This window comes from Lysinibacillus xylanilyticus (assembly GCF_001183605.1).
GTDB classification, from domain to species: domain Bacteria; phylum Bacillota; class Bacilli; order Bacillales_A; family Planococcaceae; genus Lysinibacillus; species Lysinibacillus xylanilyticus.
The window spans coordinates 1,427,618-1,449,429 of sequence record NZ_LFXJ01000005.1 but is presented as its reverse complement, the minus strand read 5'-3'; the positions used below and the strand labels follow the sequence as shown (position 1 = coordinate 1,449,429).

21 protein-coding genes are annotated in these 21,812 nt (G+C 33.7%); 14 read left to right on the top strand and 7 right to left on the bottom strand.

What is annotated here, in order from left to right:
* Positions 1 to 48 precede the first annotated feature (48 nt).
* Complete coding sequence (locus tag ACZ11_RS09835) at positions 49 to 282, top strand: hypothetical protein (RefSeq protein WP_338048292.1); 234 nt, start codon at positions 49 to 51, stop codon at positions 280 to 282.
* 203 nt (positions 283 to 485) lie between these two features.
* Here ACZ11_RS09835 and ACZ11_RS09830 read toward each other — a convergent pair whose 3' ends face one another.
* Positions 486 to 1,103, bottom strand: coding sequence for a hypothetical protein (locus ACZ11_RS09830; RefSeq protein ID WP_403089110.1), 618 nt, complete (start codon positions 1,101 to 1,103; stop codon positions 486 to 488).
* A 1,124-nt stretch (positions 1,104 to 2,227) separates the two neighbouring features.
* Between ACZ11_RS09830 and ACZ11_RS09825 the strand changes: the two genes are divergently transcribed.
* Both ACZ11_RS09825 and ACZ11_RS09820 read left to right on the top strand, forming a co-directional pair.
* On the top strand, positions 2,228 to 3,376 hold the full coding sequence (locus tag ACZ11_RS09825; protein WP_049665664.1) for a retropepsin-like aspartic protease: 1,149 nt from the start codon (positions 2,228 to 2,230) through the stop codon (positions 3,374 to 3,376).
* Positions 3,377 to 3,466: 90 nt separating this feature from the next.
* Positions 3,467 to 4,180 carry a YukJ family protein gene (locus ACZ11_RS09820; RefSeq protein WP_049665662.1) on the top strand — a complete coding sequence of 238 codons (714 nt, stop codon included), beginning with the start codon at positions 3,467 to 3,469 and terminating at the stop codon, positions 4,178 to 4,180.
* Positions 4,181 to 4,425: 245 nt separating this feature from the next.
* Here ACZ11_RS09820 and ACZ11_RS09815 read toward each other — a convergent pair whose 3' ends face one another.
* Positions 4,426 to 5,028, bottom strand: a complete 603-nt coding sequence (locus tag ACZ11_RS09815) for a DUF7010 family protein (protein ID WP_049665661.1) — start codon at positions 5,026 to 5,028, stop codon at positions 4,426 to 4,428.
* A gap of 1,367 nt (positions 5,029 to 6,395) precedes the next feature.
* Between ACZ11_RS09815 and ACZ11_RS27525 the strand changes: the two genes are divergently transcribed.
* The 4 genes from ACZ11_RS27525 (at position 6,396) to ACZ11_RS09795 (ending at position 9,067) form a co-directional block, all read left to right on the top strand.
* Positions 6,396 to 6,488: a hypothetical protein gene (locus tag ACZ11_RS27525; protein WP_403089301.1), complete on the top strand. Its 93-nt coding sequence runs from the start codon at positions 6,396 to 6,398 to the stop codon at positions 6,486 to 6,488.
* A 729-nt stretch (positions 6,489 to 7,217) separates the two neighbouring features.
* On the top strand, positions 7,218 to 7,544 hold the full coding sequence (locus ACZ11_RS09805; RefSeq protein WP_049665658.1) for a metalloregulator ArsR/SmtB family transcription factor: 327 nt from the start codon (positions 7,218 to 7,220) through the stop codon (positions 7,542 to 7,544).
* Positions 7,531 to 8,229 (top strand): SRPBCC domain-containing protein, encoded by a 699-nt coding sequence (locus tag ACZ11_RS26805; protein WP_049665656.1) that lies wholly within the window; start codon positions 7,531 to 7,533, stop codon positions 8,227 to 8,229. The genes ACZ11_RS09805 and ACZ11_RS26805 overlap by 14 nt, the downstream gene beginning before the upstream one ends.
* A gap of 415 nt (positions 8,230 to 8,644) precedes the next feature.
* Positions 8,645 to 9,067 (top strand): ester cyclase, encoded by a 423-nt coding sequence (locus ACZ11_RS09795; protein WP_049665654.1) that lies wholly within the window; start codon positions 8,645 to 8,647, stop codon positions 9,065 to 9,067.
* 501 nt (positions 9,068 to 9,568) lie between these two features.
* Here ACZ11_RS09795 and ACZ11_RS09790 read toward each other — a convergent pair.
* Complete coding sequence (locus ACZ11_RS09790; RefSeq protein ID WP_049665653.1) at positions 9,569 to 9,820, bottom strand: MarR family transcriptional regulator; 252 nt, start codon at positions 9,818 to 9,820, stop codon at positions 9,569 to 9,571.
* 532 nt (positions 9,821 to 10,352) lie between these two features.
* Between ACZ11_RS09790 and ACZ11_RS26570 the strand changes: the two genes are divergently transcribed.
* Positions 10,353 to 10,520, top strand: a complete 168-nt coding sequence (locus tag ACZ11_RS26570; RefSeq protein ID WP_169776073.1) for a hypothetical protein — start codon at positions 10,353 to 10,355, stop codon at positions 10,518 to 10,520.
* Positions 10,521 to 10,895: 375 nt separating this feature from the next.
* Here ACZ11_RS26570 and ACZ11_RS09775 read toward each other — a convergent pair whose 3' ends face one another.
* From ACZ11_RS09775 to ACZ11_RS09765, 3 genes are all read right to left on the bottom strand, one after another.
* Entirely contained in the window at positions 10,896 to 11,483 is a 588-nt protein-coding gene (locus tag ACZ11_RS09775) for a hypothetical protein (RefSeq protein WP_049665648.1), read from the bottom strand.
* A 19-nt stretch (positions 11,484 to 11,502) separates the two neighbouring features.
* On the bottom strand, positions 11,503 to 11,865 hold the full coding sequence (locus tag ACZ11_RS09770) for an RNase A-like domain-containing protein (protein ID WP_049665646.1): 363 nt from the start codon (positions 11,863 to 11,865) through the stop codon (positions 11,503 to 11,505).
* Positions 11,866 to 11,935: 70 nt separating this feature from the next.
* Entirely contained in the window at positions 11,936 to 13,066 is a 1,131-nt protein-coding gene (locus ACZ11_RS09765; protein ID WP_049665645.1) for an RNase A-like domain-containing protein, read from the bottom strand.
* 899 nt (positions 13,067 to 13,965) lie between these two features.
* Between ACZ11_RS09765 and ACZ11_RS09760 the strand changes: the two genes are divergently transcribed.
* From ACZ11_RS09760 to ACZ11_RS09735, 6 genes are all read left to right on the top strand, one after another.
* On the top strand, positions 13,966 to 14,397 hold the full coding sequence (locus tag ACZ11_RS09760) for a BrxA/BrxB family bacilliredoxin (protein ID WP_049665642.1): 432 nt from the start codon (positions 13,966 to 13,968) through the stop codon (positions 14,395 to 14,397).
* Complete coding sequence (locus ACZ11_RS09755) at positions 14,385 to 15,176, top strand: class I SAM-dependent methyltransferase (RefSeq protein ID WP_049665640.1); 792 nt, start codon at positions 14,385 to 14,387, stop codon at positions 15,174 to 15,176. Before ACZ11_RS09760 ends, ACZ11_RS09755 begins: the two co-directional genes overlap by 13 nt.
* Before the next feature lie 1,025 nt (positions 15,177 to 16,201).
* Entirely contained in the window at positions 16,202 to 16,861 is a 660-nt protein-coding gene (locus ACZ11_RS09750; RefSeq protein WP_049665638.1) for an AroM family protein, read from the top strand.
* 386 nt (positions 16,862 to 17,247) lie between these two features.
* On the top strand, positions 17,248 to 17,763 hold the full coding sequence (locus ACZ11_RS09745; RefSeq protein WP_049667142.1) for a DUF3267 domain-containing protein: 516 nt from the start codon (positions 17,248 to 17,250) through the stop codon (positions 17,761 to 17,763).
* A gap of 592 nt (positions 17,764 to 18,355) precedes the next feature.
* Positions 18,356 to 19,129: a CsxC family protein gene (locus ACZ11_RS09740; protein WP_236690828.1), complete on the top strand. Its 774-nt coding sequence runs from the start codon at positions 18,356 to 18,358 to the stop codon at positions 19,127 to 19,129.
* 691 nt (positions 19,130 to 19,820) lie between these two features.
* Positions 19,821 to 20,420 (top strand): YpjP family protein, encoded by a 600-nt coding sequence (locus tag ACZ11_RS09735; protein WP_049665634.1) that lies wholly within the window; start codon positions 19,821 to 19,823, stop codon positions 20,418 to 20,420.
* Positions 20,421 to 20,577: 157 nt separating this feature from the next.
* On the opposite strand, the gene ACZ11_RS09730 is transcribed toward ACZ11_RS09735, so the two are convergent.
* Complete coding sequence (locus ACZ11_RS09730; RefSeq protein ID WP_049665633.1) at positions 20,578 to 21,591, bottom strand: tyrosine-type recombinase/integrase; 1,014 nt, start codon at positions 21,589 to 21,591, stop codon at positions 20,578 to 20,580.
* Between the last annotated feature and the right edge of the window lie 221 nt (positions 21,592 to 21,812).

The window sequence follows — 21,812 nt, the reverse complement described above, 5'->3', positions numbered from 1 at the left end:
ATTTTAAAATTTTCTAAGAGCTTGTAATTAAAAAGGGGAGTGGAAGTTTTGCTGAAAATTTTACAAATTGTTTTTTCAATCATAGTAGTATCTCTCTCAGCGTATGGACTTATCACACGCGATTACCAGTTGAATTTTTTAACGATATTATTCTTAGGATTATTTATGTTAACTTTAGGAATTAAAGAATTTCAGAGAGAGCAAATTTTATGGTTGGCTACTAATCGGGGTATTTTTATTTTCGGTATTTGTGTCATTTCAAGGTTTTCTATACAGGCCTAGCTAAATGTGTGTGTAAAAGTGAGGTTTTCTAAAAATAGATATAGTACGGGAACAAAGCCTTCATTAAATAGGATGAGGCTTTTTATTTCTATATTATTAAAAAAATGGCCACTCGTTAAAGAGTGGCCTCTTTTATGATATCCCTAGTAACTTTATTATTACTAAATAATTTATTATAAATTCGGGATATACTCAGAGCCTAATTAAATTTTGTTCCAGATGACCATAAATTGCGCTGCTTCTGATTCAAGTGCAATTAGATGATCTTCAGTAGAGGGTTCATCTGAAATCAATCTGCCTTTTTGGACGTTATAAATTGCCGGTTTTATATCAGGAGAATGCTCAATGGTGAAGTCAGATTGATTTAAAAGTGTCAAAGATGAGCGGCATTTATTTTTATCAATTCGTTCGTCCTTGCCTTTGAAATATAACTTGATTAAGTGTGGAACACCATCAATCTTTAATCCAAGTTCTGGTGATGAACGAACAGTTAAATGTTCGCTATTCCAATTAGATTTCCCTGGTTCAAACCATTCAATTTCTTTATTTTTAATGAATTTTAAATGTGCTTTGACTGCTTCTAGGTAATTCTTTTGTTTAGCTTGAGAAGCTTTGTTAGCAAGAGAAAGCAGGTAATCGTTACTAAATTCTTTCTCATGGAATTTTCGGATACCATCCCGTAAAGGTTTCCAGTAATCAAAAGCAGGATTGTATTCATCTTGATATTTTATTTGTCTAACCATTGAAGTTTTCCCAGTAACGCCTTTGAAAGTAAAGTCTGTAAATTGTGTAAGACCGATTGATACTTTTTTTGAAGACACTAATAACAACTCCTTTATTTCTGGATATTCCATAAAATACCTTAGTTAATATTCAGGAGGTTTTAGCATGAACCAATTACAAATATTCGTCCATGACAACGGTCGTATATTAATGATTAATCAAGCATCATAGGGCAATCTACGAAGCTATCGGAGCGATGGAACCTAATGTGGTTATGGAAAATTACGTTGTAGCCATTAAAAGAGCATACGACATTATTCGAAGTGTAGAAGAACTACAGGTTAGTTAGAAAATTGATAACATGGAAGTGGATAAGGTCATTAATGCAGCAACAGTTGGAGGTTATCGTTGCACGAACGCTTGGAATTAGTGGATAAGTGGTGGCTCAGATGTTAAAACGGTTAGTGAATTTTCTTAATAGGCCAGAAGATTGCCGAGGTAAAAACCGTAAAGAATTTTGTGGAAAATGTGAGTTACTCATTATAGTCATTGTTGTATCAGTAATTATTGTATGCTAGTAATTAAAAAGCTGCCTAACAGTTACCTGTTAAACAGCACATGGATATTGTAAATATAAAACAAAAAACGGGAAAAATCAACAAATTTTTAGACGTTTTTGTATGTAAGTAATGGGAGTAATTTATTATGAGGAAGGGAGGGTCACTTGGGATAGGGTGACCCTTTGTAACAAAATTCGGAGGTGTAAGGCTAAATTAGCTTTACACTACTATTTATATGTCGTAATAGCTTTGTATGTATAGTTCATTGCCTGAGAAAGAAATACCAAATTAAAACGCTGTAGCGTCGTCACACGCTCCAGCTCTGTATGGGTTATAGACCTTCTTATAAGTTTTGTTCGTATAATACATAGGGAGGTAAAACTATGTAATAAGGACAAAAGAAGGTAAAGAAAGTTTACTTAAATGGTTTGAGGATTATAGCTAGATGACTGATTCTATTGAGGAAGTTTGGCAAGCCGGTAGCGAAGGTGGATAAAAACAGCTTTTTGGATCAGATGGTGAAGTAGTCGAAAGGCTGCTTTTTTGTTTTACAAAAGAATTGATACTTTAACAAACGATGAAGTTTAGTTGAATAAGAAGGGATTTGTTGGAAGTGTAAAGAAGTAATATAGAAAAGTAAATTGTTTGTTGGAGGGGATAAATTGAATGTTGTAGACAAGATGGAGAAGTTTGATTTTGCAACATTAGAAATGAATGATGAACAAAAAGATTTTGTTTCTGCTTTAAAGTTAATTACAGAAGGAGAAGAATGTTTGGCTGTAGAAATTTTAAAGGATCTGTATTGTGACTCTCATGATCATTCTTTACGTAGTGGCTGTGCCAAGATTTTATTTGAGCTATTTTTTACTAAATCTGAATGGAAACAATTAGAGTTGCTCGGCCTTCTTGATGATCAAAATATTGATCAAAGCAATCGTTTAATTGCGAGAGCTTGTAGCAAGTCAGAACAAACATTATTCTCCTTCTTAAACGATGAAATATGTATTCCAATGACACTAAGTATCTCTGGCTCTCCAACGATTGAAGTAATGATTAATGGTAGTAAGAAAAGCTTTTGGTTAGATACTGGTGCGGGGATGACGGTCATTTCTAATGCTTTAGTAAGTGACTGTAATATTAACATTGCGAAAGAAGAAGAAATTGAGGCTGGAAATTCAACAAACCAAAATTTTAGTGCCGATTTGGCCATCATCGATTCAATTGTCATACAGGGTCTGACGATTGTTAATCAGCCTACATTAGTGTTAGCAAATGATTTATTAATGATTCAAAATCCTAAAACAGAAGAAATAATGAAGGTAGACGGTATCATTGGATGGGACATCATACAACATGTTTTTTTGGAAATTGACTATGGACGAAAACAGGTCATTATTCAGAAACCGCAACAAAAAGATAATGTGGGAAACAACCTTTTCTTCTGTGGGTATCCTATTTTGAAAGTGAAAGGACAGAATCAAGTTCCCTTGTATTTCGGTTTAGACACCGGTGCAAATAAGACCCATTTTGGACAACCTCTTCTTTCGAAAATCGATGATCTTAAAATAGTGAAAATAATGATACTTTCTGGAGGCTTCGGTGATGTAAAAGAAAGAGAATTAGACAGCATAGAAAGATTAATTGTTTATCTAAATGAGAATCAATCGATCAGCTTACACAACGTGAGAGAGATGTTGACAGATCTTGCTACTTTTTTTAAGCTAGATGGTGTTTTTGGCAGTGATATTGCTAAGAATGGGCGTTTGGTGATTGATTATACGAATAGAAAGTTTGAGCTTGTGTTTAACTAAAGATATTTCCAATATTCAAGCGATAATTTAGACCACTATATGAATTTAATCTTTGTATATAAAATTAACTTTATTGGAGGTTTTAATTACATGCCCTTATTCAAATACGGAGTGCTAAAAGGTAAAGTTGTTGACGTGAGACCTGTGGATTCATTTGACAAAACTCCTCATTACGAAGTGCATATTCGAGCTACAAAGAAGGACAAAAGTGAGGAGAATTATAGGATTGCAATCAATGTTGCCTCAAAGGTAAAGCCTTCAGAAGTACTGTATTTTGTTAGTGAGGATTTTAACTCGAATCAAATAACAATTATTCCAAATTACGAGGATGGATTTACAGAAGTTACTAATGAAAATCGTGAAATTGCACTAGATTATATTCGTGGTGGCTTATTTGATCCCCAAAAAATGATTCCGCTCCCTGCATCAAAAAATGGACCAGACAACGACTTAAATGAAAAAGTTAATAAATATATGCAAGAGGCTATGGCTAAAAAAGCTACAGTTTATGCTTACGGAGAAAAATTTAAAACTGAAGATAAAGTTGATAAATATTTCGGTTTTTCTCCAGGTAGAGGTATTCATGATATTCACATGAATCAAGGAAATAGTAGGGATTTTAGGAAAGACGACGGGGCATGGCAAGATGGTGGTGTACTCATTCATTTTGAAAAAGAAAATAGATGGGTTGGTATATTCCTTGCATTCCAATCGCAGTCTTGGTGTACAGATGACCAAGGACATGCAACTAAGCCAGTGAGTGTATGTAACCATACAAATAGAAAATCAGTAATTGAAATTTGACATTTACAAGTGGATTCACCAATATTGAAAAGGAATCGATTATGTAGAATCAAATTACGAAAAAAAATTATTAATATTCTTCTAGAAAGCCCAGAAACTCAATTAATTTTGAGCCTGGGCTTTTTATAATTTGCACAATATTTTTAAATTTAATAATCATACTTTTTAATGGTTTTGACATTGAGCAATCATCGAGCAATAAGGGAGCCTTTGCTTCCTACCCGTTATATCAAATGCTAATAATTTCATATACCATTCACTTTTTCATTTATAATTTGATAATCATAGCCTTTGAGAGGTATTTTTGAATTAATATGAATTATTACTCCAAATATCAGGGAGATCAAACCCCATATTAAACAAATAAAGTGTACATATTCACTTGGGATGGAATAAATGAACGACATACCGAGGCACACACCCATCATCACCATAATGAAATATAGATACTCTAGATGAATCCAACAAAGAATTATTAAATGTGTTGCGTTAATAATGCAAATGATTGGCAATATTTTTGTCGAATCTAATTCATTAACTAATAACAGTACTGGAAAACAACAACCAGTTATCGCTGAAGCGAATCCGACCAATGATGAATACTGGCTTGGATTTGCTTTCATTTTCATCAATTTATAAAATAGGATTCCTAAAAAGGGAACTAATAAACCTCCACCTATGTAAAATTTGATCAATATAGTTTCATTAAGAACATAAGTTAATGCAAATGCCAACAGCCAATATATAGAACCGGCTATAAGCATAAACCCACCACCACGATATTGCTGTATAAAATCAAACCTATCTCTTTGAACCATAACATTTTTAGGTACAAATGGTATCCTCATATAATTGTCTCCTCCTTAATTAAATTCGCATAGTATTAGTTTTATGGTTATCAGTGACTAAGATTCAAAAAGGGAAAGAAAAGGGGTAGGAGTATAACCCATATCCCGATAGAAAATTACTTGATTAAACTACAAAGGTTTCCAAGAAAACTACACATAGGAGTTATCACTACGTTACTAGCTGATGAAGGAGCAGTGAGTAATGATACAAGCAATTTCGATAATTTCTTTTTCATTAAACACACCACATCGCTGTTTTATTATTCATATTTTAACACCATTTACCAAATTCGTATATGATGTTTTCTTAATTGATTAGCAACGGGACAACTGTTTTGTATTAAATAAAATATGTAAACTTGGAAGCAAGACATTGCGGTATGGTTTTCCCCCTCTGGTATATTTCAAACCTATTTATTAGGGAGAGACAGACCGACGACCCACCTGTACCCCTTAAAGATGTTTTACTTACAAAGAGAAATAATCAATGGGTAGTGGGTTCTCTTACAGAAGATTTTTATGAATTTATGCCAAATTTTGTTTACTAACCAAGCTTTCATCTTAGGATGGGGGCTTTTTCTTTTGCTTTGAAAACTGCATCAAACAGCTATTTAAACAATTGGGGGGAGTTCAATGGCTACAATGTATAGTTAGGAAGATTACGATACTCAAAGAACTTACAGGGATTAGTTATTAGCGGGGGCGAGTATGGTTGGCACAAAATTCCAAATGTAAGGGAATATTGGTGAAATCGAAATTTGTACAAGGTTTCGATTATGTGTTGCAGATGTGAGTGTATAGAGAAAACATCTTTCAAAATACAGGGCGTTACTAGGATCCATACATTGTGGCAGTTACAAAAGAATCCCACCAGATAAAGCAGCTTTACACTTCGATTCTGGACGTTTTGGCTTTGAAAAGGAATATTTCCAAACTATGCTACTGAGCATCACAGAAGCGAAATAAGGACGTAAAAAACCATATATATGTGATAAATGCGGATATTGCAGGGCTACAAAGAAGTTAGAAGGTACATTCGAAATTGAGTATCTCCTAGATAAGGTGATGCGATTGGATGAATGATGTACTTACTAAAGTTTTGTTGCCCGCTTGGATTTTTGAGCAAGTGAAGAATAACGATGAAATCAGTCGCTTGGTGCTAGAATGCAAGACTAAACTTGTCATTTCTTGCGCTTACCCGGGAAATTATTTTTTATTTCCTAATCTGAATAACTACTTTTCCAAGTAGCTTTTGGTAAGTTTAATAAAAAATAATATAGGTTTGATGCTTCACAATATGGTTTTTGTTTAATTAAGCCTGTGATGCGACACTAAGTAAGGCGAGTGCAAATGGATGAAAAACTTGGATAAAACCCAAAACTGAAATGTTCGATAACGACAAAATTAAACTAATTGAAGCATTGCCGGTTAAAGATGCAATCATCGGCCGCAGCAAATAAAGCAAATTGTAAGGTTTCAGGGAACTAAGGAGCATAGGTAAGAGCTATAGCAGATTAGTCGTTTGAGCAGGTGCTAAATGAAGATTTGAAAGAAAATGTGCAGTAAAAAAAGATGGGATTTCCCTTCTAGGTACACTACTTATCTAGCATGTTGGATATATTCCTTAGAATTTCGTTTTGTACCTCCTGCAAGCTGTTTTGTTTCTCCCGTAAGTTGTTTTGTTCTTCTTGCAAGTTAATGAATTTAATCAAAAACCAAATTACAAATATAAAAAATAATATTACAAGCATTATTCTAATAAAACCCCTTTTTGTGTGATTATACCATATATGAGATGTGAGTAAGAATGAGGGGAAATGACGATCGTGTCAGAAAGAAATTGTTCAATACAAAGGGAGAAATCATAAAACGTATCCAATTAGTACTTGGAGAGAGAGAAATTGAGGTACTTCATAGGTTGATTTACGGAAATAATATGCGAGCGATTGGAAATCACATGAAATTATCCAGTACCACGATATTCAGAGTTAGAAACTACGTTTTGAATCAGATAATGAAGTAATCGAAAGGCTACTTTTTAGTTTCTAGAGATTTGATTCTTCGACAAACTGTTTAGGTTATTTGAACAAAGAAAATAATTTTTATTTTCTGAAAAATCTTGACATTGTTTTCGCCCATATTTATATTTTATATAACCGAACAGTTATATGAAAAGTGAGGAGATGATAATGCCAAATGTTTATCGAGCGTTAGGTGATTCAACGAGACGCCATATTTTAAGTATGCTTAAACAAGGAAGCAAAACTCAAAAGGAGATTGTTGAAGCATTTGATATCTCTCAACCAGCAATTAAGAAGCATTTGAATATTTTATTGGAGGAAAGAATTATTTCAGAGAACTTGAATGGGAAATATCGTATCTACTCAATAAATCACAACACACTCCAAATTGCCTATCATGAAATGCTTCAATACATCGGAGAACTACTTGATGATCAACTCGTAAGTCTAAAAAATTACGTGGAAAAAGGAGAGTTTCGAGATGAAGAAAATTAAGGATTCTATAAAGAGAGAAATTGTTATTAATGCACCTTTAAAGCAAATTTGGGATGCGTTGACTAAGCCTGAGCATTTAAACCTTTGGTATACAAAAAATGCTGAGATAGATTTTCGTATAGGCGGAAGAGGATATATGAATCATGGATGGGGGGCAACATCTGAGGGTGTTTTCACAGAAATAGATACAATGAAACGCTTTGTACTTGAGAGCATTGACGGGGATTTTACTACCATTACTACTTTAGAAAAAGTTGAAAATGGTGTTCAAGTAAGCATTGAATATCAGGCTTCCTTTATTGGCGAAATGGATCAATCTACAAAGGAAAATATGTTATTTGGTACTAGTCAATTCTTAGAAAATCTAAAGAGTGTTTATGAAACTGGTACTGATAATCGTTCAACGTTTTGGAAAACATGGATTGGTATTGCACACACAACAAACGAAGGGGATATCGGAACAAGAGTTTTACAGGTGAATGAAGGTTCAGTAGCTGAGGTTGCTGGAATTAAACCTGAAGATATTATACTAGAGATAGATGGAGAAGAAATAGGAGGATATGAATCATTTGAAAGAACATTGAATAGAAAAAATGTTAATTGCAACGTTATGTTAACAATAGTAAGCAAAAATGAAAAATCACAGGTAAATTGTCTAGTAGATACTTATCCTGTACCTTATTAATAGTCAATTTATAAAAATAAATTAAATATTAAAATCTGTAAACGAAACAAAAGGAACAGATGTAAAACGTGTAATGTGCAGCTCTACCATGGTTTCAAAAGTTAGCTAACTCTACAATTAAATATATTTCCGCAGTAGAATAGCCTTATCCCTACCACGGTAAGGCTATTGCTTTGAAAACTACATCAAATGGCCATAAAACAACTGGAGGCTAGTTCAAGGGCTAAGGTGTAACGTTAGGAAGATCATGATGCTGAATGGAACTTGAAGGGATTAGTTATTAGCAGGGCGGAGTTTGGTGTGGTTTTGAAAGTGGAATTTGCAGAAAATTGTTCCTATTTGTTTTCTATAGGATTATTATTAAGCGAAGGAGATATAGTTTTCCTTGCCAAAATGTATATAGCGGAGGGTTCAAATGACACCAGAGCAAATTGTTAAAAAATTTTTTGAAGAAGTACGTTCAGGGAATAATCCAGATTACGCTACTGAACTAATGGCAGACCGAGTATTGGCACACCAAGTTATTTCTGAAGAGGAATCAACAGTTTTAAGAACTCCCACAGATTATGCAGACCATGTAAAAGAAATGGTAGAAGCATATGGCGATTTTTCATTAGAAATCCAGGAGTTTATGGTACAAGTAAATAAGGTATATGTACGCTGGAAGCAACTTGGTACGCATGTTGGAGAAGTCGATGGATTTCAGCCAACAAGTCTTCCAGTTATTGAAATAGCAAGCGCAGTATATAGAATTGAAGAAGAAAAAATAGTAGAGTATTGGATTCAAATTGATCGTGCTGGTATTGAAAAACAACTCAATCGCAATAAAATTAATTAACATCCTTCGGGGTGTTTTTTATTTTGCCTTGATAAGTGAGTATCGAGCAGTTCCTCCCCTTTAGCTGCTAGGGCAACGGTACTTAAATTATCTTTGGAGAACGCAAAAATAATTGCTGAAATTCTAGGGGTTCCTTTAGAAGAGCTTTTTTTATAGAAAATTTAGGGAATTGAGAAAGAAATTTGAATATCAAGTAGGGATGACAATTACTCTAGAAAACACAGATGAATTATAGGAACTGCTTCAACTTGCCAACGAGCAAGTGAAGCAGTTAGAAGTCACGCTTAGTAAGATTAAACAAATTCAACCAAAGACGAACATTTTAAAAACCTAGTTGTTTAAAAGCATATTCGTTCGCAGCTTGTTGGGACATTTCAGCCCTTTAGTCTTGTTGGCAACATGTGAAGGAGATTTCGAGAGACAAAAAATTATCATTGCACAACTTGGTAACTAAAAGCAAAGCCTGGGTACTCAATTATTTTGAGCCTGGGCTTTTTGTAATTATTCATCATAGGGTTGATAGTTTGCATAAAACTTCTTAGCTGCTTCTTTTCGTATTTCAACATCTTCTTTTAAGAATAAACGATCCCGAGTTAATTCCTTAATTGGAATTAACTTTTCCCGCTTTACAAGTGAGCTTAAAGCCTGGCGAGAAATTTGTAATTCGTCCAATACCTCAGAAGAAGTTAATATTTCAGATTGTGCTAACTTAATAAATTCATCTTTAGTATTGTTGGAGTAGTATCGTGTCATTTGATTTCACCACCATTGTAACAGAGTGACCTAAATGTTTTTTTATGGTTTTCTTTTTTACTTAAATAACATGCTCCTTATACCCGAGTATATTAATAACATACCATTAACTATAAATGTTTAAAAATCAAGTTTTGTTATTAATTGGACGAAACTTGATAAAATTAAGACAAAACAGCGTCCGTACGTTTTATTTTCAACTTGAACCTGATTTTTTTCGCTATTTTTTGCCTGTTTATAAATTAATCGCAATAAAATCAACTTAGTACTCTAATTCTCCAAAGAGGTTTTATCAAAATATGTTCAAAAAGGAACAAAAGTTGATTTACATTATTTTTCCAATGGGTTTAGGCTTATAGGTAGAAGGGGATAGGGAAGAATATCCTTTTTTGAAGCGTGGAAGATATTTGAATAATTCTAACTTAGTATACACCTGTAAGGACAAGTAATAGTTCCAACTAGTAGCGCAATAAAAGTTCAATTAATTGTGGAAGACAATAAACCACTACAAACTGAAAAGGATGATGATAAAATGAAATTTACAAACGAGACAACTAAAGCTGCAGTTCGCAATTACCTTAAACAATCTGTAGATAAAAAGCTTATTGATAAGTCACATCTAGATAAATTCGACGCTGGTACATTGACTGGTGGAGATTTTGAAGGATTGAAAATAATAATTGCACAACGAAGTAACTAAAATGTAAAGACCAAGATAGCTTAAATGCCGTCTTGGTCATTTTCTAATTTAAGATTAAAAATTTACATAACTAGCTTCATCACTGTCTGAGTCATAATATAGAAAATCTCTTATTCCGTGTTTTTCCTGTAAGTATTCTTTTACTATTTCTATATCTTTACCGAAAGTAGGAAATGGAGAGCTTCTGAAATATATTAAATAGGGTCCATCTTCAGGTATAGAAGCGTATAGTAATTCTTTATCATCGTAGTGAAAATCAAGATTCCATCCTCTGTAACAAATCATATAAGTTCCATTTCCGCATTTGTCTTCATAAGAAACGAAGTTAACATTCAATGGTAGTAAGAGGGGGAGGCGTGCCTCCTGCTCATTAAATTATGACAGACTCTCCATAACTTCTTGAATAAAAGAATCTCTATATTCAGAGTCAAAAATATAAACACCTTTTTCATGAGAAATTTGAAGTATCTCTTCAATCTTTGATTTATCATTCTCTTTAAAGGCTTGTTCTACATATTCCAAATCTTGCTTGAAATGTTGAATAAATGTATCCCCTTCTTTTTGGATATATGAGGAAAAAAATGGATAAGATAATGATGTATCTGTTGGGATTATTATCGTTTCAATCATATATTTTAGACTTTTTAATGGAATATAAGAAATTTCTTTTTTTAATTCGAATTTTTCGATAAGAGGTAAAATTGCATTCACAAATCTTTGCATACCCTCGATGGCACTTACTTTTGTACCTTCAAAATCATTGCTCACAATAATTTTATTTACTATTTCAAATTGATTTTGATCTAACAAATTTTTTATATATAAAATTTCTTCTTTGAATTTAGTTCGTTCCTCTTTACTTATGCTTCGGTGATCAATAACTGCATCTTCTATCAGATCCCAGCCAATACCCTGGTAAAAATATGCTTCTATAAAGTACTTTATTTCTTCTATAACTATCATATTTAGCGACTCCTTTTAGCTAGTATTCAATTAATGGTGCAGTAAAAATGATATGAAATCCTTCGTCCTGCAAGCCAGACTTTTCCAAAATAAGATAACTCTTTGTTAAGTCAGTATATTTTTGTTTTCCCTTTTTTGAAATACCATAGCCTATAGGGGATAGGTGAGTTGTCTCTAATCTCATACGTCTATGTGATTCACTGGAATCTTGCCATATCCATTCTGCGATTTCTTCGCTATGCATCATTAAAGTTTCATTTATAGCATTTATTGCTGTATCTCGATTATAAAAACACGTGATATCAGTAAATGAAAATCTTAATTTTCTTTCAATTTCTTCATCCGTCAATTTACAAAACATTACTTCATTATTTGATATCATTTTTTCTCTCCCTTTAAAACTGATTAAAGAATATATTATTAAATAAAACGTAAAACTTCAACGGTTGTAATTATTTTTTTACTATAGGGTAACTGGTTAATACAAAAAAACCATAGTCATTACTTGGATCTTTTTTTAACAGTACTTTTCCTGTATTAAGCTTATCAACATGATTATATGTTTTCTTTTTTGCATCATATATGTATCCATCCCCTAAAGTGGTAGCAGACTTGTGTTTCCCTGATACAAAAGGGGTAGTTTTTTTATCGTTCTTTAACCAAATGGCAATATTATCGGCTTCTTTTGCTAAGACTGAATTAATAAATTCATTCATAACATTTGTACTTCTAAATCTACTTGCACCCTCTAAAGTATCGTTCTTAGCACGATCTAGTAATTTTTCGTCCGTCATATTAAGATGACGTTCTTTTGTATGACCACGATCCTTTCCTTCAGATGCGTTAATAAGTTTTTTCGTATCATCCACATTCATTTTTTTGATTTTTTCAGCTGAGGTTTTCACTAAAGCTTCTTTTAATTTTTTTGAAGTTTTTTCATTTATACCAAATTTGTCTATAATTACATTAGCAAATTTGCTCAACTTTTTAAAACTTGGTCCAGGAACAAAGTCAACTAAAGCTATTGCAATATCTGCAACCTTTGATTTAGGGTCTACTATTGTTTGATAAAGATTATAAATGTCCTTTGCAGTTCCCACTCCAGGGATAAAATCAGTCACAATATCAAAAACAGTTTCTGCAATATCCCAATATTTATTTTTTGAAGATTTAGCCGCAAATAATTCTCTTGATTCTCCTGAAATTTCTACGGAATCTAACGATGCTATTCTCACACCGTCCATACTATTGAGATTGTTAAGTGTAATCACTGAACTACCAAGGCTAGAGGAATCGACACCATAAAAAACTTGATAACCAGTATCTGATCTAAAATTAGTTGGATTGTTAGAACTTGAATTAAATTCTCCGTTAGTAATTTGTGATCTTCCATCATTTTCTACTTTAGATTTTAATTTAGTTATATTTTCTTGAGGAATTTGTTTAGTACCTTTAGACGAATCACTAGTGTTTGAGTTTGATTTTTTTTCTAAGGCAATGTCCCTCATAACTTTTGTGACTTTGTTTGTGTCAATCTGATATAAATTAATATTTTTACTAGGACCGGGAATACTTCGAACCATATACAGAACCACCTATAATGTATTTTTTTTAATTTTTTGCAGAAATTTAGCATATATTACCAAAGTTGGATTAGCAATTTATTTTCGAGTGCATAATTTTGTATATTAAGCAAATTTATTCTCTATTAAGCACAAATATTAAGAAATAGGAATATAGAAACTATTGTGAGAATATGTAATTATATGACAAGTGTAAGTGCTTTTGGATATAGTGTTAGAAATAAATGCGGGGTCTAATGGTGCAAAAAACTCTGCTAGATTTAGTGACAAAGGGTTTATTACTGGTTAAAGGGATAGGACATTTAAACCTTACATAATAATTAGTAGATAGTTCGCTAGTGCAATTATCCAAGGGGTGAAAATACTTGCATTTAAAGTTGGATATAAACTTCCAAAATCGAATAAACATTATTATGCAAATATGCAACTTCAACAAACGGGATGAATTAAAGCTGATGCAAAAAGGAAACTTCAATCTAAACAAAATATAACAGGCGATTAAATGTCTTTATTTCTTGCGAATGTAACCAACTCAATTGCAATGGGAAACACCTGTTTAAAGTTGTGTTAAAAAGTACAGAAGAAAGTAAAGTTATATTTGCTACTATTTAATTAGAAGTATTATCTTTTTTATTTTGTTCCACTTCATTTTAGTTTTTAGAAGAGCCACAACCTTCCAAACAAAGTGTTATTTTAAGGCCAAGCACTGACACTTTGATGAAACTGTCAATTTTTTAAAGTTATTTACTAAAATAAAAAGCAACTAAAGCAACCAAAGCAACAAAAAAGCAACCGAAAATCCGAGAGCAAGCGAATAACGGTGAAATCGAATCATTATACAATGACATAAAACCTTGCTATAATAACCTTTGCGAATACATATGAAAGAGGGTAAAAGCATGAACGCTTACGATGAATATATGAAACAGGTAGTGAAGCCGATGCGCGAGGAGTTAGTGGAGGCTGGATTTACGGAGCTTACGACAGCTGATTCGGTGAATGAATTTATGGCGGAGGCGAAGGGGACTTCTTTGGTTGTGATTAACTCGGTTTGTGGTTGTGCGGCTGGGTTGGCGCGTCCGGCTGCTCGTGAGGCAGTGGAGGCAGTTAAGCCTGACAATCTTGTGACTGTTTTTGCGGGTCAAGATCCTGAAGCGACTGCTGCAATGCGTGGCTTTTTTGAGGATGTGCCACCAAGTTCACCATCGATGGCGATTTTAAAGGATGGAGAATTGGCGTACTTTATTCCACGTGAACAAATTGAAGGGTTCCCTGTGGAGCAAATTGTTACACATTTAACAGGTGTTTTAGAGCAAATATGCGAGAAGTAAAGACTATTGTTACGACAGCGGGCAGACCAGACGATTTATCGTTGGCGCTCGCTTCTTTTGCGTGTAAACAATTAGATGCATCGTTTGAACCAAGAAAAAAGCGTTCTGTTCGGAAGATTTCACAGGAATTATATGCACATGTAATCGTTGCTGGGAAGAATCGTTTTGAGTATTATGCTTTTGGTGCCAATGAGCCGTTTTTCTTCCATCCGAATTCAGCAGCGTTTCGCTTAAAGCGTGTTGCTCGTGGGGAAGCGGAGCCGTTTTTAGAAGCGGCACAGCTTGAAAAAGGAGATTCAGTGCTTGATTGTACGTTGGGACTTGCTGCAGATGCTATGCTGGCGGCTTATACAGTTGGTGAAGCGGGTCGAGTCGTTGGGCTCGAAGCGAATCCGAATGTGGCATTTATTGTAGGGCAGGGTATGCAATCCTACGATACGACAGAGCTACCGCTAACTGCATGTATGCGCCATATTAAAGTGGTGCAGGCTGAGGCGGTTAGCTATTTGAAAACTTTGCCTGACAATACGTTTGATATCGTGTACATGGATCCGATGTTTGAAGAGATTATTGAAGAAGCCAATAATTTTGAAGCATTGCGCCTAGCTGGGGAACATGTGACATTAACGGATGAATGGGTAAGTGAGGCAAAACGAGTGGCGAGAAAACGGGTAGTGTTAAAGGCACATTTTCGCTCAGAATGGTTTGCCAAATATCAATTTATACAATTAACAAGAACAACTGCGAAGTTTCATTATGGTGTTCTGGATATTGTCTGAAGTAAATATTGAATGTTTTCAGGAGGCTTGTTCATTTGAACTTGCCCCTTTTTTTTATCCATAATTCTAAATATGGTAATATGAAACACGGTGAAACTTAAAATAAAATGTTTACTTTTTAATTTTTTTGTAGTATAATATGAATCGTGCTATTTTAGGTGGCATATTTACGTAATCTGGAATTCTGCTTTTTGTTTTTGAAGATACTTATTCACACTGGCGCATGCTTTGGGGCTGCAAGGACGCAAAAGAAGGTTGGGTTTGCGTTGCTTAAGTTAGAAGGCACACAGTGGAATTTTACCGCGGTGATGAAACTACATGTTTCAATATAATATTTATTCCCCAGATGATTGGGTTGAGACTTTACAATTTACGAAAATGTTACCTATTAAATACTAAAGGGGTGGCTTCGCAAAAGCGAGGCTGCCCCTTGTCCAATTTACGGAAAAAAGTCAAGCGACCAAAAAGAATTATCAGAATGATGGAAGGAGCCGAAGTGACTGAAAATACCATCGGAAAGACATATAGAAGAGCCTCTGACAGTAGACCGACTTTGTCTACTCTTTTTTTATGTAATTAATTTCTAATTTCCTCATTTGGCGTAGTTCTTTTTATCTATTTATTCAAATGAATGTTTCAATATATTTGAACTTATGTAACAATATTTATTAATATTTGAACTTATAAATGCCTAAATTGACTTGCTGATGTGAACGAAATCGTTGCCATTGGTCGTGTTCATTGGTAACACGTTAATATCATGTTCAAAAGCAGTGCCGTTTGCTAATATTTGATGTTTAGATATTAGTATGTGACATGTATAATATCGAGATTGATTAGTTGTAAAAATTGCCTTTTTAAATCCGTTTATTTCTGAATATTTTTACTTTTTATAGAAATGATACTGCCTAAAAGCTGTCGAGCTAAAATAAAAGGGAAAAGTTGTGGAGGAATAATTATGGCGTTAAAGCAGACATTATTGATTTTAGATGTATTTGAATATCCAAGAGTAGAGGTGACAACGAATGAATAAAGTCGGTTTATTGACTATCGGACAGTCGCCTCGTTCAGACATTATACCAACATTTGAAGAAATTTTTGATAAAGATTTAGAAATTGTGGAAAGAGGAGCATTGGATTCCTTAAACGAAGCACAATTATTAACAGTTATTGCGAGAAAAGAAAAGAACATATGTGTTTCGCGATTGCGTGATGGCAGATCGATAACAATGTGTAGAAGAAAACTGCTTCCATTATTACAAAATGAATTATCAAAATTGCAACAAGAGGTTGATATGGTCATCGTATTATGCACAGAAGATTTGCCGACTTTAACATGTGAAAAGCCCATTTTTTATCCAAATAGAATCGTAACACAAGCTATTAGTGCGATGTCCGATCAACCGAAGATAGGTTTAATTATCCCGCTAGAAGAACAGAGGAGTAGTGTGCTGAAAAAGTGGGAAGGTGTTTCGGAGGATATCACAGTTGCTGTTGCCTCACCTTATGATTATGGCAACTTTGAAGAAGCAGCTCGATATCTTAAAGATTACCGAGTGGATATAATTATTTTAGATTGTATGGGATACAATGAAGAACATAGGCAGTTTGTTAGAAAAGAGAGTGGTATATTAACAATTTTACCGCGTACTTTAGTAGCAAGAATCCTACTTGAATACTTATAAAAGAATATGAAAAGTGTTCCAGACTGTAGATTCTAATCATAGATTTAATCTACAGTCTTTTTTGTTTTGTAAAATTCATCTGCTTTTTCCTATACCGTCTAGTTCTTGTAATCTTTACAATCACGCTTAAGAATTATATGACACAGTAATTGAAAGTGAGTCAGAAGTTCAAGTTCTAACTGAGAGCAAAATTGTGCAACTGTATTTGGCAGCACAATTTTGAGTCGAGAAATATTTATTTTAATATTTTGAATATTTTTATGGAATTTTATGTTAAAATAAGCATAGTGAATTTTGTGAAGTTTTACATCAATGTTAGTGGATTAAATGATGTGGGAGGGGGAACGCTTATGATAATTTGGTTTCGACATTTACCATCAAAAAGCATGGATTTGTCAAAATGGTCTCCTTTCATACAGAATAATTGGTACAGAAAACATTATATGAAGTTTGTATATCTACTTCAGATTATCATTTTTCTGATACCAAATTTCTTTGGAAGGGGATACACTCATTTAAATATATTTACTCTTATAATAATAAGTATTTTTGTTTTCATCGTTCACGAATGTCTACATATTGTTGTCATAAACAAAAAAGGTGATATTAGCTTTACATTTAGAGGAATATTTTTTTGGCTAAACACAAATGCAATCCTATCCAAAACGAGATTTTTGGTCTTTATGAGCTTGCCTTTTATTGTATTATCGGTAGTCCCTGGCATTATGTCGTTCTATGTATCAGGAAATATCAAATCAATCATGTTATTTGTAAGTTGGATAAACTCATTGGTTTCCGCCTCAGATATCATTAATGCATTCTTAATTACAATTAAACCGAACAACTCAGTTTTTTGCAGAGGCTATTACTCAAATAAGTTTAAACTAAAGGTGTCAGTTTAAACTTTGAACCCCAAAAACAGAATGGATTTCTCCATTCTGTTTTTTTCTTTATGCAGCCAAACTATCACGATAGGTGAATAGACTACATCTTAGATACTTTTATTCATTCGTTATTGTAGTAGTGGGTCTAGTTATCAATCGCTTGTTTTTTTTCTTCAAAACTAGTATAGACAATTCCATGATACATTTCTTGTTTTGTAGGCAAAAGAAGGATTATCCTGGCGATTGTCTAAGCAGTTTTTAATTTACTATCAATTCAGGAAAAGGTGGGACAGGGAGAAGTGCCGTCTTTAAACAAATGGTTTATTATTTACTAACACACTTTTTGCGGGATCGTTGGAGGATACTCAAAAAATGAACTATTATTTTCTTGAAATTCTCTAGTCTAAAAAGGTAACTAAACAATTAAAATCAGGTGCTTAAAATGGTGAGTATCTAGCATTTTGATGCTCATTCTTATTTTTTAGTTCAAAAATTCCTTTTATAAAATCAGAATAAAACTAGTATACACGTCCATACATAGATTTAATCGCTACATATTCTAACGTTATAGAGAGCGCTCTCTAATAAAAAAATGAAAAGAGGGAATTTTTTGGGTGGTCAATGTGAAAATCAAAATCAAAATTCAATACCTTGTCCAGTAACATCAACTGAACAAATACCATTTACTAGTGAGGTTACTCCACTAGTCGCTACACCGGTTACTCCAACTATCAAAATTCCAGTTGTACTTGCAGAACCAACACTTCAAATAGTTGTGGAGTCAGATATTACACTTAATCCTGCAGCAACTGAAATCAAAAGAGTAAAGAAAAATGTATTCCTAAATCAAGTTAAACTAGTACCAGTTAGCTTTGCACGTATTGATAACACTGACTTTTTTATGGTAACAAGAGCTAAATTATTTGTAGCAGGGCATATTCGCAAAAATTTAGAATATGCTTCAGCGGCATGTAATGGGGCACTTCAAGATAGAATTGCCGATATACCGTTTTCTGGTTTTACAGATCTAACTTTCCCGCAAACACCAGGAGGCCCTACTCCAATCTTTGGGATTTCTGAGTTTGCCGAAGCGAACTTCCTTAATGAAAGAACTCAAATGGATGCTAGATTAGATAAGGTTTTCTTCCAAAATCTAGTTAAATACAATGAACAACCATTTGGCGAGTTAGTCGCTGCAAACTTCTTTGAACTTGATTTTTCACCGGTTATGGCATCGCCTGAAAGTACTTTCAGCACATTACGTGAAAAAATCGTGCTTGAATTAACTGTAAAAGTACTGCAAGTTCAACAAGTTCGCCTTGGAGCTGGTAGTAATGTAATAACTCCAGTTCTTTTCGGACTTACTCCTCCTACTAGTCTTTGATAATCTCAAGTTTTTAGAGGAGCAGAACAAATAAAAAAGGCAGTTTTCCGTAACAATATGTAATCGGAAAACAACCTTGTAATATTTTATGGGCACTTGGCAGTTGAAAGATCGGTTGAATCTGATTTTCAACTGCCTTTTTGCTTTTAGATCGGAAAACAAAAAAGATTGAAGCGGATTAGCCTCAATCTTCTTTACACACGCTTCGCCGTATTTTATTAGCTCCAATTAGCGTAATGTGGCCCTATAACTGAGCTTCACAAGCCCCAATTTGAAGCATTATTTTACATCATATTGCATTAAATAAAATTCAGAAATAATAGCTAAAGCTTGATAATACGGCAATAAACATATGAATTGTTTTTGTTAGCAATTTGACTAATTTAGTCCGTGAAGCATAAAGATGATAAGTAACCTAACATTAATAAAAGACCAATACCCATTGCTATTTCCATGTTTTGTACCTCCTTTTAAAAAACGACACATTTATCACGCATACTGCCAGTTAATCCCCTATTAGTTTGGGGCGACAGGACGATAGTCATACAAGCGTTTTCACAGGATGTGAAGTTTTTACTTTATACATAAATATTGTACAATGATTTATAGAAATATGAAACCTTTTAAAGGCTAATGCGTATATATTAGAAATAGAGTTACCAATTTGTACATAAAGAGAAGGTGTTAATTAATGAAGAAATGGGTTCAAAAAAGTATCGTTATTATGGTTGCGTTTTTAACATTTGGATTAATTACGCCAACACATGAGATATGGGAAGCATTTGATCATAATCCATCAAATCGCGCTTCTATCGGACCGTCAGCTGGGACAAGTACTGCTGAAGCGGCTGCTCTTCCGATAGAACAAACAGAAATACAAGAAGACCCGGTTGACTATAGTGCATTGCTCGTTGATGCGGCGAAAGTGCAATCCTACACAAAATTCGGCACAAAAATCGGCCCGAAAATTAGCGATGAGTTTGACTCCATTATCTTCCCGAAAATGGAGGAAGCCATTGCGATGACAGTAGCAGGCTTAGACGATACGTCATTAGCATCGTTAACAATTTCCGAAAAGCCAAGTGGTAACTATGGCGAAAAAATTTTCAATATTACTAGCAATGATTCAGGCATGGATTTAATTCGCTTCCATGTCCGTACAGAAAAAAGACCACAGGATGGCTATTATTACAACTTCCACTACCACAGTGCCGAGGACGACTTTATGGCACACAATAATTTAGGGGATATTTATTGGGAGAAAAACACACCTCCAAAATGGTTATCCTAAAAGACACGGAACACTCGCTTAAAATGCGAGTGTTTTTTTGTTCGATAACATTGATATATCAACGTTTGTAGTGGATTGCTAAGTCGTTGTATTTAGATGTCACTCAAATAGGGAAGGGGAGAATAAAGCATGTACCCCAAAATGTACCCCAAATTCATCATTTTTTGATTTCCTCAGATTCTTTAAATGAACTTAGATTGATAATCTTATCCATAAGATTAGATGCGTGCACTTCATCTTTTTCGAATGAATGTGCATAAACTTTATAAATTGTTTTTGGAGTGTCACCAACTAGAGCTGCAACTGTAGATACAGGGATTTTATTAGATAACTGGATAGCCACAAATGTGTGACGTAAATAGTGAGGCGTGAAGTGTGTTATCTTTTCCCGCTCGCATATTAAATCAATAATGCGTTTCAAATAGCGTTCGCCAATCGGATCACCAGCATACGTTATAAATACATATCCATCTGGATTCCGAAATTTATAAGTTTCCATTACATCGTCATACCACTTTTTATAATCTAACAATATACTTTTGATGTTTGCATTCATAGGGAATTTTCGATAACTGTTTTTAGTCTTTGGTGTCCTGGACCCGTAACGATCCTTAGTTTTATTTATATGAATTACATTGTTTTCGAAATCAATATCTGTTTCCCACTGCAAAGCCCTTAATTCACCAACGCGCATTCCTGTTAAAAATAAGAGGCTCAAACAAGCATAATGAGTAATCTTGTATTTAGTGCGTGCAATTTCTAAGACTTTTGTTATTTCATCTATGGAAAGTGCATTTCTTTTAATACTTTCAGTAGCTCTACTTAGATTAGGGGAAGAAAATTTTTTTCTGTCTAAAATTTCGTTTTTAATTGCGAATGTGAAAATGGCGTTCATACGTCTAAAAATAGACATGATTGTTCCTTCCTTAAAACCTTTCACTATCAATGGATCTATTAAATCTTTTTGAACAACAATATTATTCACGTTTTTTATTTTGATATGTCCAATTGAATTTATAACATATTGATTCATAACATAATTATGGTTTCTTTCAGAAGTTGGTTTCCAATTTGTTTTATTAGCTTCAACAAAAAATTCATTTAATTGAGCGACTATTAAATTATCTTTTTCAACAAAACTAACATTTCCATCTAATATAGCAGCCTTCACTTCAATTAATGCTCGTTCACAGGATGATATTACTCAGAATTCACACTTGAAGGTTGTACAAAGTGGAGCGATGACAACTGATCGTTTAGTAGGATTGTATATTACGATTCAACAAAGACGTAGTAAATAGAAACGAGGATCAGCAAAGCTTATTTTGTTAAGTAGGTCTTTTTAAGTTTAATTAGATTGCTTGGTTAAGTATATACACACAATCTATAAGG